This window comes from Sinorhizobium alkalisoli (genome assembly GCF_008932245.1).
GTDB lineage: Bacteria > Pseudomonadota > Alphaproteobacteria > Rhizobiales > Rhizobiaceae > Sinorhizobium > Sinorhizobium alkalisoli.
Genome location: NZ_CP034910.1, coordinates 1,184,346 through 1,198,270, shown reverse-complemented (window position 1 = coordinate 1,198,270; position 13,925 = coordinate 1,184,346). Strand labels below are relative to the sequence as shown.

Genomic DNA, 13,925 nt, shown 5'->3' with positions numbered 1-13,925 from the left:
CCCTGGCACGTCGTGCCGTGATCCCCGTCCACTCGCGTGGCCGGAGGACGTGAAAGCTGGAGACGTGCCATGACCTATTCGGCCTTCGACCATCCCTATCTTTCCGGCCTTCTCGGCGACGAGGCGGTGGCGGCGGAGTTTTCAGTCGCTGCCGACATCCGCGCCATGCTCTCCTTCGAGGCGGCGCTGGCGCGGGCCGAGGCGCGGCATGCCATAATACCGGAGGCTGCGGCCGATCGCATTACGGCCGCCTGCCGGGGCTTTTCCCCCGATGTCGCGGCGCTGCGGCGGGAAACGGCGATCGACGGGGTCGTGGTGCCGGAGCTCGTGCGGCAGTTGCGCCGCGCCGTCGGCGAAGAAGCGGCTGACTACGTGCATTTCGGCGCCACCAGCCAGGATGTGATCGACACCAGCCTGATGCTGCGCCTGAAGGCGATCGCCGGACTCTTCTCCGGCCGACTCGGGGCCGTGATATCGGCACTCGAGGAATGCGGACAGCAATGGGGGCCGCGGCCGCTCACCGCCCGCACGCGCATGCAGGCGGCCATTCCGATCACCGTCGCCGATCGCCTGCATTCCTGGCTCGAACCGCTGCTCGACCAGCAGGACAGGCTCGATGCCATGGAGGCGAGCGCTTTTGCCGTGCAGTTCGGCGGCGCGGCCGGCACGCTCGACAAGCTTGAGGACAAGGCCGATCAGGTGCGCGAAACGCTCGCGGAGGAGCTTTCCCTGGTCGATTGGCCGCAATGGCACAGCCAGCGCTCCGCCATCGCCGATTTCGTCCACCTCTTGTCGCTTGTCACCGGCAGCCTCGGCAAGTTCGGCCAGGACGTGGCGCTGATGGCGCAGGCCGGCGACGAGATCGTGCTTTCCGGCGGCGGCGCCTCCTCGGCCATGCCGCACAAGGAGAACCCGGTCGCAGCCGAGGTGCTGGTGAGCCTCGCACGCTTCAACGCTACGCAGGTTTCCGGCATCCATCACGCGCTGGTGCACGAGCAGGAGCGCTCCGGCGCGGCCTGGACGCTCGAATGGCTGCTGTTGCCGCAGATCGTCGGCGCGACGGCGGCCTCGCTTAGACTCGGTCTCGAGCTTGCAGCCAATATCCGCCGGCTCGGAAGCGTGTGAGCCCCTGCCCATTGCGGGTTTCGTCCCACAATGCGGCAGAGCTTCCACAATATTGAAGTCAGATTTTTGGCCAGGACCTGCGCACCGACAAGAGTTCCAACCGTGGCCGAGGCAGTCCCGTTCCATCCAGGCATGGCGCCTATTCAGTTCACAAGAGCGCGCCCCCTCATGCGCTTCTCTACTCAATAGACGTCAATTGAGAAATACGTGATCGTGGCTCACTAAACTCAGGAAGCGTCCGGGTAAGGCCCTCTCCGGCTGAACCGCACAAAACTGCTCGCCTTGAACGGATTCCAACCAAGGACTTCCTGATCGACACCGTAGGTCAGTTCGGAATCTCTTCGACAGCAGCCAGAGAGTAGCTGGTACTCCGCCCTCCGCTTGCTTCCCGAATGAGAATTCCGCGTGCCACTAGGTCGTTGATGTCGCGCAGGGCGGTGTCCGGTGAGGTCTGCGTTAGCTTGGCCCACTTGGACGACGTTAATTTGCCCTCAAAGCCCTCGAGAAGTCGATTGACGACCTTGCGCTGGCGCTCACTAAGCTGGCCGGTGTGCGCTTCCCAAAAGCGCGCCTTGCGGAGCACATTGGCGAGAATTTTTTCGGCGCCGTCAAAGGCTCGATTGAGGCAACCGAGAAACCACAGAAGCCAGCCGGTGATATCGAGATCGCCCTTCTGCGTCATCTCGAGGATGGTGTAGTAGTCCTTCCTCTCCTGCCGAATCTGCGCGGGCATACTGTAGAAGCGCTGCGAGGTGCCTTCTGATCTGGCGAGCGCCATATCGGCGATAGCGCGCGCAATGCGGCCATTGCCATCCTCGAAAGGGTGTATGGTAACAAACCACAAATGCGCGATTGCTGCTTTCAGGACCGGGTCGTGCGACACTTGCCCGTTGAACCAGGAAAGAAATGCAGCCGTCTCTTCTGGAAGTCGTTCAGCTGCAGGCGCCTCGAAATGGACCCTCTCTCGTCCCATTGGCCCAGAGACCACCTGCATTGGGCCAGAACTTTCATCACGCCAGGCACCAACAATGATCTTTGTCATGCCGCTGCGGCCGGTCGGAAATAGCGCGGCATGCCAAGCAAACAGCCGCTCATCGGAGAGCGGAGCCTCATAGTTCTGGGTGGCATCCAGCATCATCTCAACGACGCCCTCGACGTGGCGGTCGGCAGGAGCGAGCGCACCAATGTCGAGGCCGAGTCGGCGGGCGATGGAGGAGCGGACCTGCTCCTTGTCGAGAATCTCGCCCTCGATCTCACTGGACTTCACAACGTCTTCAGTTAGCGTGTAGAGAACCGCTTCAGCACGAAAATCAAAGCCCAGCGCTTCCATCCGCCCGAGTAGGCGCCCTTGCTGATGTCGGACTGCCGCTAATGGCCCCGCCAGAGCATCGTTACTCCAGACAAATCTCGGCCAGCCATCCCGGTCGTGAATATAACCCAACATTCGCCGCGTCCTTTGCGGTGAATATGGCTATTAATCTCCGCACCCGCAAGTGAATTCTCCGCGTTTTTCGCGGAGAATAATGATCATGTTCACCGCAAGAATACCGGCCCTCACAACTCCCCGATCGGGTTGCTGCACGCCAACAAACCCAAACTGAGCCAAGAACATCAACTTCGCGCCCAGCTTCCAACCACGCCGCCCGGCCAATAGTCGTTTATTTCTGGGCAGGCCTTCAGCACCATACCTAACGGCAATGCCTTTATCGGCTCACGCGTCGCCTGGATAAGCCTCAGGCCTGGATCAGGAAGGCAACCGGAAAGCCGCCGAAGATCTCGCCAAGCGGTAGCCGGCGCCGCGCTGCGATAAGCTTTCCGGACAGCAGGTTCTGGAGCTGCTTGGGCTCGCCCTCTTCCGGCCAGACCAGCGCGGTGTCGCGCCATAGTTCGGGCCGGACAAGGAGCCTCGTCTCATCCAGGCGGCCGAGGACGAGCCGCGGGACTACCGTGATGGCGCATTCCTCGGCCGTTTGGCGCATGAAGGCGGCCGCGTGGCGGGCGGCCGGTCCCTCGACCGCGACGGGACGGTAATCGCCCCGCCTCATCAGATCCGCTCCGAGTTGCCGCCGATAGCCGAGGCATTCGGCGATCAGCCATTGCTTGCAATCCTCGAAATGGCCGGCGGTCGGGTTCCGCGGCTCTTCGGCCGGCAGGGCGACGGGCGTGAACGGCCGGCGGTTGTCGGGATCGACAAGCGAAAGGTCGAGGCGCTCGCTGCCGTGGTAGATGTCCGGAATTCCCGGCGCGGTCAGCTTCACCAGGGTCTGGGAGAGACTGTTGACCAGACCGGCCCGGATCAGGGGCCGTGCAACCCTCTCGAAATCGTCGAGGAAGATCCGGTTGCGCCAGGCGAGCACCGCCGCCAGAAACGCCGTGACCGCCGTTTCATATGACTCATCCGGCTCGTCCCAGCGCGTCCGCAGTTTCGCCTCCCGGGCCGCCTTCACGGCGAAGGCCTGCATGCGATCCCTGAGCGCCGGAAGCGAGCCTTCGCCGGTAGGCTCGACCGGCCAGGCACCGAGGAGGCTTTGGTAGAGGAACTGCTCCATCGCGGCTTCCGGCGCATCGCCTGCCGGCAGGGAACGGATCGCTGCCGCATTCATCTCATGCCAGCGGGCTGTCGCCTTTGCCCAGACATCCGGCGCCTCGCTGATCCCGTGGAGCCGGGCGCGCGCATCTTCGCCGCGCTTGGTGTCATGCGTGGATGTCGCCGAGAGCCCCTTCGGCATTTTGCTCGCGCGCTTCAGCATCATCGCATGGAAGCGCCGCACGCCGCCCGGCCGCCAGCGGGGATCCGCGCCGACCTCGTTTGCCGCCAGATAGGCGCCGCGCCGATAGAAATAGGTGTCCTCCACGGCCTTGGCCATGACGGCGCCACTCAACTGCTGAAAGCGCATCCGGAATTCACCTCGCGCCGGCCCGTCCCCGAGCAGCGCGGCCGCAACATCCTCGATCTCCGCCTGCACGGCCGGGGCGGCGTCCGAAGCCTTGGCGGCGATTTCTTCGATGATCCGGCGGTCGCGCGCCGTCGCGCCGCGATCCGTGACATAGGTCCGGTAGACGGAAAGCGCCGCGATCAGCTGGCGAACGGCTTCGGCGGTGCGGCCGCCCTCCCCCTCTCCCTCACCCTCCCCCATGAGCCTCGCAAGGCGCGTCACCTCCGCATGGAAGTTGTGGCGGAGCAGCATCAGCTTGCATTCGCGGATCGCGGCTGCCGCTTGCGCTCCGCTCGTCTCGTTCCAAAGGCCGGAAGCCTCTTCCTCGGCGATGAGCTCCGCGAGCGCCGATATGAACTCGTAGCCGGTGGCGCCCTCGACCGGCCATTCGGGCGGCAAGGCCTCTTCCGCCTCGAGGATCTTCTCGACGACGATGAAACTCCGGTTGCCGACCGCTTGCCGCAGCCGATCAAGATATTGCTCCGGATCGGCAAGGCCATCGATATGGTCGACCCGCAGCCCATCGACGAGGCCTTCCCGGACGAGCGCGAGCACCAGCCGATGCGTATCCGCGAAGACGGCCGGGTCCTCGACGCGAAGGCCGACGAGCCCGGCGATCTCGAAGAACCGCCGATAGCTCAGATGGTCGCGTGCGGCTCTCCAGTCCATCAGCCGCCAGGGCTGCAGCGCGTGCAACGCGTGCATGCGCCGGCGGTCGGCGGAGACCCTTGCGAGCTGCTTTTCCAGTGCGGCCGTCAGCGCCGGCGTCTGCAGAAGCGTCGCGAGCCGGGAATGAAACCGGTCCGCCTCCCGGGGCTCCGCGGCCGCGGCGATGGCGGTGATTTTCCCGAGCGACGGCTCCGCGCCTTCGAGCACCAGGCCGTAGCTTTCCGGATGAAGCGGGTAAAGCGCCCCGAAATAGTCGAAGGCGAGACAGTTGCTTGCCCGGTCGAAGGCGACGCGGACGGCGCCGGCTTCAAGCTCCTCCTTGAAGGAGCGGCCGAGGAACGGAAGGGTGAGCGGCTGATGCCAGTCGATATCGAAACGACCGGCATGGGCGCTGGCGCGGCCCCATTCGATGACGCTGTGCCACCAGCCATTCTCGAGATGCGCCGCCATATGGTTCGGCACGATGTCGAGGATGATGCCGAGCCCCTGCGCCTTAAGTGCCGCGACGAGGCTGCGGAAGCCTTCTTCGCCGCCGAGCGCCGGGTCGATCTCGTTATAGTCGATCACGTCGTAGCCATGGGTCGAGCCCTGGACTGCGGTGAAGACGGGCGATGCGTAGAGATGCGAGATGCCGAGCGACACGAAATGCGGGATCAACTCCACGGCTTTGGCGAAGTCCATCTCGTTGCGAAACTGCAGCCGGTAGGTTGCGTCGGGCACATGCATCACGGCTTGGTTGGCCTCCCCCGGCTCAACACCATGGGTGGCATATTGTTCCGGAAGCACCGCCCGAAGAGGTCAGGTCGAGGAATGTTCCGGTCGAGCCGGCGGATGTCGCGCTCGAATCGTCGTGCCGGATATCGGCGACACACCGGCCGCATAGCCCGCATAGCCCCTTGAGGTATCGCGCCGTGATGATACCTCTTCCTCCTCTTCCTCCTCTTCCTCCTCTTCCTCCTCTTCCTCCTCTTCCTCCTCTTCCGTCATCCTCGGCCTTGAGCCGAGGATCCACCTACATCCACCATCGCTCGACATGAACGTCGCGCCTGCCGGCAGGCCCGAACGGCAAAAGGTGACGGTAGCCAGTAGTGCCCGCCCCCCCGCGGCTCATCGTCGGTGCATGGATCCTCGGCTCAAGGCCGAGGATGACGTTCGTGGGAAGGGCAGAGGATGACGTCGGAGGGAGAGGGAGAGGAAGAAGGCGAAAGGCCCAGCACTGCCTTGAGCCGTCTGGCCGCTGCCATTGGGGCATACTGTTCCGGGAAAACAACGCCCGCAGCCTCCTCGGCGGGCGTTCAAGGGCGGTTCGGGGTTCACCCGAAGAGATCAGGCCGAGGGGCGGTCCGGTCAAGCCGGCGGATGTCACGCTCGAATTGCGCATAGGCCCGCGCGGGATCGCGCCGTGATGATCGGCCGCAACCTTGATTGCACCTGCCCGGATGCCAGCCGCCTCCCGGTGACCGGTCGAAGCCGCGGCACTCAGCCTGCCCTCGGAGCGATCTCTCTCCATCCGGCGGTCGGCCGAGCGAATCCCGGCGAGGATATTCTGCAGGCGCGGCTTCTCTACGGGGACGGCCGTCGCCTTGGGGCGCAGCCGGCGAGCATCCATTCACAAGCCATGCCCTTGCGACTGGCGGATCACTCTCGACCGGTGCCGCCGCGCAGAAACGAGGCGACACGGTCGACGCGGGCGCATCTCCTCGAAGTGCGGCTTCGGCAGGCTACCGCTGTGCCACCGGCCGCACCAGCGGTGTCACGCGACGGATCGTGACGCGGCGGTTCTCCTCCTCTGCCTCCGGCGTGCGGATCTTCAGGAAACGCTCGCCATAGCCCTGGGTGACGAGGTTTTCCGCCGGAATGCCGTAGACCTCCGTCAGGAGCACGGCAACGCCTTCGGCGCGCCGGTCGGAAAGCACGAGGTTCGACTGGTCGGAGCCGACCGCATCCGTATGGCCTTCGATGAAGAAGGTTTCCCCGGGATCCCTCGCAAGGATTTTCTCCATCGCCAGCGCCACATTGCGAAGCGTCCTTGCCTGTGACATCGACACCTCGGCACTTCCCGTCGCGAAATGGATCGTGTCGAGGTCGATGCGGCGGACCTTGTCGCGCAGGCGGGCCGAGTACCGGACTTCGTCGATCGTGTAGACCCGCTCGACCGGCTCGACCGGCGGCTCGCTCAGGAACGCGTAATAGTCCCGATCCGGATCGTCGGCGTAATCGACGATATATTCGTCTACCGGAATGGTCAGTCGCATCGGCGGCAGCTCGTAGCCGACGTCGAAGATCGCCGGCCGACGACGGTCTTGATAGTCCGGCGCATAGATCATCACATATTCGTTGCCGTCTCGGTCGACGCGCGTCCGTGACTGGATATCTCCGTAACGGTTGTAGACGGTGACAATCCGGTAGCCGTCCGGGCGGACAATCGTTTCCCGGACGCGGCCACCCGAAAGATTGTCATAGTAGGTCTCTTCCGCATGCTGCCGCAGGCGCGGCCGGTCGTCGCCACGCACGAAGATGCGATCGCCAGCGCCGAGGATGACACGATCATCGACCTCCTCGACGACCCTCAGCTCCGTCACGTTCGTCTCGGTGGTCTGGTTAATGGTCGTGTTGTTGATCACCGTATTGTTGATCATCGTGTTGTTCACGATATTGGTCGTCTCAGGTACGGCGAAGGCCGGAGCTTCCTCGAAGCGCTCGCCTTCTTCACTCAGCAACGCCTCGATTCGCTGCGGAAGCTCCTCCCTGATCTCGGCCGGGATCGCCATCTGCGCGGCAGCATCGTCCGTCGGAGGCGCGACCTGCTCTTCCCGAGCGCGCAACTCTTCTCGCTGTTTGCGGCGGACCTCGCGTGCACGGTTGCCGCTGATATTGTCGGCATCCTTGTCGCTGTCGAGCACAGCCGCGCCTCTTTCTACGGGAAGCACAATCGTCTCATCGGTGGAGGCCGGATCCTCTGCGATCTTCAGCCTCTCTTCTTCCGTGCGTTCATCGACCACCTCGGGAACGGGCAGCACTCCGCGCTTAGCCCGAATCCGCTCGGCAGCGGCAGGTTCTTCCGCATCCGGCGCAACCCGCATTTCTTCCTCGGCAGCCCGCTGCGTCGCAGCCTCACGTTTCTTGCGGAGAGCCCTTTGCTGCTCCTCGGCCTGTTGAGCCTCCTGCTCGGCGGCACGCTGCTTCTCGGCCTGACGTTTTTTGCGCAGAGCCCTCTGCTCATCTTCGGCCTGCTGCGCTTCCTGCTCGGCAGCCCGCTGCGCCTCGGCCTCACGCTTCTTGCGGACAGCCTTTTGCTGCTCCTCGGCCTGTTGCGCTTCCTGCTCGGCGGCCCGCTGCTTCTCGGCCTGACGCTTCTTGCGCAGAACCCTCTGCCGCTCCTCGGCCTGCTGAGCCTCCTGCTCGGCGGCCCGCTGCTCCTCGGCCTGGCGCTTCTTGCGGACAGCCTTTTGCTGCTCCTCGGCCTGTTGAGCTTCCTGCTCGGCGGCCCGCTGCTTCTCGGCCTGGCGCTTCTTGCGCAGAGCCCTCTGCCGCTCCTCGGCCTGCTGCGCCTCCTGCTCGGCGGCCCGCTGCTTCTCGGCCTGGCGCTTCTTGCGGACAGCCCTTTGCTGTTCCTCGGCCTGCTGCGCTTCCTGCTCGGCGGCACGCTGCTTCTCGGCCTGACGTTTCTTGCGGACAGCCCTTTGCTGCTCTTCGGCCTGCTGAGCCTCCTGCTCGGCGGCCCGCTGCTTCTCGGCCTGACGTTTCTTGCGCAGACCCCTTTGCTGCTCTTCGGCCTGCTGCGCTTCCTGCTCGGCGGCCCGCTCGGCACGACGGCGAGCCTTCTCCTCTGACCGCTGCCGCTCTTCCGCCCGACCTTGCTGCCTTTCCGCCTGCCCTTGAGATTCTTCCTCGGCAGCACGCTGCTTCTTGCGTTTCTTCAACAGCAGCAACTCCTCGGGCGACAATTCGCCACCCTCCTGCGCCATTTCGAACGGCGCCTTCAGGCTGTCGGCCAGCGCCGGCTGAACCGCGAGGGAGGCCGCGAACACCGGCAGGGCCACGGTGGCGAAAAATCTGGATCGAATCGACATTGTCTTCCTTCCTCCTGGTCGCGGCGCTTCGCGCGCCGCCCCCCGTTCACCGGCTGCAGCGCGCGTTGGCAGCGCGTCGGCAGAGGGCAATGATCCGCGGTTCCGACTTTTTTGTGTCAGTCGGCGCTTTCGCGAGTTGCAACGCGGCAGCCGCGGATCGGATCCTCTCAAGGCCTATCGGAGGCGACATTAACCATGCCTGAACGGACCGTTCATCTTATCCGCTTCCGGATCGCTGATGAGGGCATTGACCGTTCCCGCATGACTGGCGTCGCAAACTGCCGGCCGAAGGGATTCATTCGGCGCATGGCGGCTCACGACTGGCGGAGAAGCCGCCGCGCGTGTACATAGCGGTGAAATTTTGGTGGGAAATTGGGCCCGATAGCGGTGATGAGCCGACAGGCAAAGAAGGCGGAAGAAGACTGCGTGAACCCTGCTTGGGCGACCGAGGGGGTGACGACCTTTGCCGTGCACATCACCGAATGGAAGCGGCCCTTCCTTGAGCGCTGCTTCCCCGAAAGACGCTTCCATTTCCTGCCGAAGCATCTCGGCGCGCGCGAACTGGACCGCGTCTGGAAAGCGAGAATCCTCGCAGAAGCGCGTTGCGAATTCCTCGTCTGGGGACCGGAACTGCCGCCGGCGCTGGCTGCGATCGCCAAGGAGCGCAAGCTTCCGGTGATCTTCCTCGAGGACGGTTTCCTGCGCTCGGCTCGCCCTAGCGCCAGCCGCACAGCTCCCCTGTCGCTGGCGCTCGATCGCCGCACGCCCTATTTCGACTGCAGCAAGGCGTCCGACCTCGAAATGCTGCTGAACAGCTACGACTTCGCGGCCGACCCGGCCCTCCTGGCGCGGGCGCGGACCGGCATCGAACTCCTCACCGCAAGCGGCATCAGCAAATATAATGGCGGGCGGCAGCGGAAGGCGGAGGCGGTCTATGGCGAAAAGACGAGAAAGCGCGTGCTCGTCATCGGCCAGGTGGAGGACGACGCCTCGATCCGCTACGGCTGTCCCCTTCCGATGACCAACAACGATCTCGTGCGCCTTGCCGCGGCGGAGCAGCCGGCGGCGCAGATTCTCTACAAGCCGCATCCGGATGTCTTGAGCCGCGTCCGCCCGGCGCGCTCCGACCCGGCCGAGGTGGCGCATCTCGCACAATTCGTCACCGAGACGCTACCGCTCGCCGATGCGCTCGATACCGTCGACCATGTCTACACGATCACCTCGCTCGCCGGCTTCGAGGCGCTGCTGCGCGGCATTAAGGTGACGGTAGCGGGTTCGCCCTTCTATGCCGGCTGGGGGCTGACGGACGACCGCCAGGCGCATCCGCGCCGCGGCCGCAAGCTGACGCTGGAGGCGCTTTTCGCCGGCGCCTATCTCCTCTATCCTCGCTATTTCGATCCCGAGACCGGAGAAGAGACATCATTCGAAGCAACCGTTGCCACGATCCGCAGGCAGCTCGACGAGCCCGGCGCCCTTTCCCCCTCCCAGCCCGCCTGGCGGCCCTGGGGCCCCTATGGCGTGCTCGGCTGGCGGCATCTCCTGACCGCGATTCTGGCACCGGCCATCCGGAAAGCCGGCAACGACCGGGACGTCGAGGATTTTCGGGCCGATCCAATCCGCTTCTTTCGCGGCCTTTCCGATCCACGCCTCCGGCTGATCGGCCGCATGCTCTATCCCTTCGGGTGACCGCGTGAGCTATCTCTCCACCCATATCCGCGTCGTCGGCGCGCTGCTCGTCCGGGAAATGGCGACGCGCTTCGGCGCAAAGCCGGGCGGCTACATCTGGGCGCTGCTTGACCCTGCCGCGCATATCTTCTTGTTGACGCTGGTCTTCGGGGCGATCGCCCGATCGCCGGCGCTCGGCACCAGTTTCGCGCTGTTCTTCGCTACCGGCTATATCGCCTTCCAATTCTACCAGGCGATGAGCAGCTATTTGAACAGCGCGGTGCGCGCCAATCGGGCCTTGCTCAGCTACCCGAATGTCGCGCCGATCGATACGGTCGTGGCGCGCTTCATACTGCAGCTCGGCACCACGTCACTCGTCGCCGTGATCGTGCTCGGCGCCATCATCGCTACCATGCGGGTCGAGACCAGCCTTCATTGGCCGCTGATCCTGGAGGCCGTTGCGATGGCCTGCGTCTTCGGATTGGGCGTCGCAATGGTCAATTGCGTGCTATTCCTCAAATATCCGCTCTACGAGCAGGTGTTCGGCATCGTCAACCGGCCGCTCTTCCTGATTTCCGGCGTCTTCTTCCTGCCGGATTCGATCCCGGCGCCCTATCGCGATCTCGTGCTGATCAATCCGCTCGTCCATATCATCATGAGCTTCCGCAAGGGCTTCTATCCGGAATACCGCGCCATCGGCCTGGACATGAACTATCTTTACGGAATCGCATTTCTGACACTCTTTGCCGGGATGCTGGTCTTCACCCTCTCCAGAAAAACGCTGAGAAACGAATGATCCGGTTCGAGCAGGCGACGAAATATGCCCGCACCAAGGGCATCAAGAAACCGATCATCGAAGACGCCTCCTTGACCCTCAACCGCGGCAAGAGCGTCGGCCTGCTCGGCCGCAACGGCGCCGGCAAATCGACGTTGCTGCGGCTCATCGCCGGCGCGATCAAGCTCGACGGCGGCCGAATCATCCGCCGTGGCAAGATCTCCTGGCCGCTCGGCTTTGCCGGTAGCTTTCAAAACTCGATGACCGGCGAACAGAATGTGCGCTTCGTCGCCCGCATCTACGGCGTCGATACGGAGGAACTTGCGGCCTATGTCGAGGATTTTGCCGAGCTCGGCCCCTTCTACAAGGCGCCGGTCGGCACTTATTCCTCCGGCATGAAGGCGCGGCTTGCCTTCGGCTTGAGCATGGGCGTCAACTTCGATTACTATCTCGTCGATGAAATCACCGCCGTTGGTGACTCAAATTTTAAGAAAAAGTGTCAGGCTGTCTTTCAAACCAAGCTCCAGGATTCCGATGTGATCATGGTTTCGCACAGCACCGGCACGATCCGCGACTATTGCGACTGCGGCGTCGTGCTGGAAAAGGGCAAGCTGACTTATTATGAAGATGTCGAGGACGCGATCCGCGCGCACGACAGAAACATGAAGGGAAATTGAATGGCGGCGAGCAAAGACGCGGCAGCGAACAAGCCGGGACCAGCCGAGGCCGCCAAACCCACCCCCGCAAAAGCCGAAGCGAAGAGCAAGGGCATCGAAGTGCTCGAAGGTCTGCTCGGCAGGGAAAGCGCGCCTGTCATTCCGCTGCCGGGGCGCGGCAAGATCGAGACGAAGAAGAAAAAGGGCTTTCTGCCCGGCTGGCTGAAGAAGCTGCGCTGGCGCCACGCGATCATCGGCGGCACCTTTCTCGGCCTCGTCGCCGTTCCGGCGACACTTGCCTCGCTCTACATGGCCTTCATCGCCGCCGACCAGTATCACAGCACCACATCCTTTGCAGTACGCAGCATCGAAGGCGGCGGCGCGACCGATATCCTCGGCATGTTCACTCAGGCTTCCAGCGGCAGCACGGTCTCAGACAGCTATATCCTGATGGACTATATCCTCAGCGAACGCATGGTTGCCGCCGCCGACCGCAAGTTCAAGCTGGAGAATGTCTACGCCACCCGCGGGCTCGATTATTTCTACGGCATCGGCTCCGGCCTGCCGATCGAGGACAAGCTCGCCTATTGGCGAGATGTGGTGAACGTCAATTTCGACCACGCCTCCGGCATCATGCAGGTGACGGTGAAGGCTTTCGATCCGAAGCAATCGCAGGAAATCGCGCAATTCATCGTCGACCAGAGCGACAGCCTTGTGAACAGCCTCTCGCTTTCGGCGCGAAACGACGTGCTGCGTGCCGCGCAAGACGAGGTGCTGGCGGGCGAAGCGCGGCTTGCCAAGTCGCGCGCGGCGCTCCGCGACTATCGCGACAAGTCACAGGAAATCAGCCCCGAGGAAGGCGCAAAACTCGCCGTGCAGCTGATCGGCGGCCTTGAGGCGGAACTGACAAGGCTCAACGCCGACCTCGCCACCGCCAAGAGCCAGATGAGTGAAGACACACCGCGCATCCGCGTGCTCAAGACCCGCATCGAGAGCCTCGAACAGCAGCTCTTGATCGAGCGCCAGCGCCTCGGCACCGGCGAAACGTCCGCCGCGAACGACCCCAACGCCCCGGACGTCGCCGGCCGCATCGCCGAGTTCGAGGAGCTCGAAACCGAGCGCGAATTCGCCGAACGCGCCTATACGGCCGCGCTAAGCTCGCTGGAGAAGGCCCGGATCGAGGCGAACAATCGCCAGCGTTACCTTGCGCTCTTCATCGAGCCGACGCTTTCGGAAATGGCGCAGTATCCGGCGCGGCTGCTGAACGCGCTCCTCGTGATCCTTGGCCTGCTGTTTGTCTGGGGGATCGGCGTGATGAGCTATTATAATATCCGAGATCGGGCGTAAAGTTATAGGATGCGCGGTCTTTGCGCCCGGGTTCAGTCTCACGGATGAAGTCGAGCAGGATCGCCGCGGCGGAAGTCACGGTTGACGGTGGTCTGACCATGGGCAATACAGACACGCCTTTCGAAGATGGGGGCTGCCTGCTGTGACCAGGCCACCACGCGAAATGGAGGCCTATTCGAGTGGATACACGTGAGTTGATACGACGATTGAAGGAGTGCGCCGGGCCCGACAGGGCGCTCGACGGTTATATCGCCATGACAATTGGTTTCCGCAAAAGAATTGAGCCGTTCACCGACTCAAGCGGCACAATGAGGAATCGCACAATTTGGCTGGTCCCAACTGGCGACGATATCGCTCGCATTCCGCACTACACCGGCAATCTGGAGGATGCCTTTCACCTCGCGCACGCTGCCGCACCTGGACAGAATGGCGGCGTAAGTTGGTAAACGGAAAAGGAACTGCCATAATCAATGACGGCCCCTATTACCATGCGGCGACGCCGGCCCTTGCTCTCTGCATCGCAGCACTTGCTGAGAAAATCTCAGCCGATGGCGACGATTAAAGTTCCACTATACGGGGGGCTTTCCCACCGTAAATCTCTAGGCGTTTCGCTTTCAGTGGAAAAATCACACCTCGTTCGATCGCTACCTCCACTGAATCAAGAGAGGCTTGAGGATCT

Annotated in this window: 9 protein-coding genes; 5 read left to right on the top strand and 4 right to left on the bottom strand. The window is 63.4% G+C overall.

Translation table 11 applies throughout. From position 1 onward, the window contains the following. Positions 1-69 precede the first annotated feature (69 nt). The gene (locus EKH55_RS23370; RefSeq protein WP_069461199.1) at positions 70-1,125 is read left to right on the top strand and encodes a 3-carboxy-cis,cis-muconate cycloisomerase; all 1,056 of its coding nucleotides are present in this window, start codon (positions 70-72) and stop codon (positions 1,123-1,125) included. A gap of 325 nt (positions 1,126-1,450) precedes the next feature. On the opposite strand, the gene EKH55_RS23365 is transcribed toward EKH55_RS23370, so the two are convergent. From EKH55_RS23365 to EKH55_RS23345, 4 genes are all read right to left on the bottom strand, one after another. Continuing rightward, a complete protein-coding gene (locus tag EKH55_RS23365; protein ID WP_210249932.1) occupies positions 1,451-2,566 on the bottom strand; it encodes a Fic family protein in 1,116 nt (371 codons plus the stop codon). A gap of 292 nt (positions 2,567-2,858) precedes the next feature. Then, positions 2,859-5,456 (bottom strand): malto-oligosyltrehalose synthase, encoded by a 2,598-nt coding sequence (treY, locus tag EKH55_RS23355; RefSeq protein WP_151613921.1) that lies wholly within the window; start codon positions 5,454-5,456, stop codon positions 2,859-2,861. A gap of 72 nt (positions 5,457-5,528) precedes the next feature. Then, positions 5,529-5,717, bottom strand: coding sequence for a hypothetical protein (locus EKH55_RS29505; RefSeq protein ID WP_192803799.1), 189 nt, complete (start codon positions 5,715-5,717; stop codon positions 5,529-5,531). A gap of 734 nt (positions 5,718-6,451) precedes the next feature. Continuing rightward, complete coding sequence (locus EKH55_RS23345; protein WP_151613343.1) at positions 6,452-8,803, bottom strand: OmpA family protein; 2,352 nt, start codon at positions 8,801-8,803, stop codon at positions 6,452-6,454. 381 nt (positions 8,804-9,184) lie between these two features. On the opposite strand from EKH55_RS23345, the gene EKH55_RS23340 reads away from it, so the two are divergent. From EKH55_RS23340 to EKH55_RS23325, 4 genes are read left to right on the top strand one after another with little or no spacing between them, the layout of a single operon-like run. Further along, positions 9,185-10,489 (top strand): capsular polysaccharide export protein, LipB/KpsS family, encoded by a 1,305-nt coding sequence (locus EKH55_RS23340; RefSeq protein WP_427915874.1) that lies wholly within the window; start codon positions 9,185-9,187, stop codon positions 10,487-10,489. 4 nt (positions 10,490-10,493) lie between these two features. After that, a complete protein-coding gene (locus EKH55_RS23335) occupies positions 10,494-11,264 on the top strand; it encodes an ABC transporter permease (protein ID WP_151613341.1) in 771 nt (256 codons plus the stop codon). Continuing rightward, positions 11,261-11,920 carry an ABC transporter ATP-binding protein gene (locus tag EKH55_RS23330; protein WP_151613340.1) on the top strand — a complete coding sequence of 220 codons (660 nt, stop codon included), beginning with the start codon at positions 11,261-11,263 and terminating at the stop codon, positions 11,918-11,920. Before EKH55_RS23335 ends, EKH55_RS23330 begins: the two co-directional genes overlap by 4 nt. Further along, positions 11,921-13,246, top strand: a complete 1,326-nt coding sequence (locus EKH55_RS23325; protein WP_151613339.1) for a KpsE/RkpR family capsule polysaccharide export protein — start codon at positions 11,921-11,923, stop codon at positions 13,244-13,246. The last annotated feature ends 679 nt before the right edge of the window (positions 13,247-13,925 follow it).

Coding starts and splice junctions, on each gene's coding strand:
- EKH55_RS23325 (WP_151613339.1), top strand. CDS start 11,921: ATGGCGGCGAGCAAAGACGCGGCAGCGAACAAGCCGGGACCAGCCGAG.
- EKH55_RS23345 (WP_151613343.1), bottom strand. CDS start 8,803: ATGTCGATTCGATCCAGATTTTTCGCCACCGTGGCCCTGCCGGTGTTC.
- treY (WP_151613921.1), bottom strand. CDS start 5,456: ATGCATGTGCCCGACGCAACCTACCGGCTGCAGTTTCGCAACGAGATG.
- EKH55_RS23330 (WP_151613340.1), top strand. CDS start 11,261: ATGATCCGGTTCGAGCAGGCGACGAAATATGCCCGCACCAAGGGCATC.
- EKH55_RS23370 (WP_069461199.1), top strand. CDS start 70: ATGACCTATTCGGCCTTCGACCATCCCTATCTTTCCGGCCTTCTCGGC.
- EKH55_RS29505 (WP_192803799.1), bottom strand. CDS start 5,717: ATGACGGAAGAGGAGGAAGAGGAGGAAGAGGAGGAAGAGGAGGAAGAG.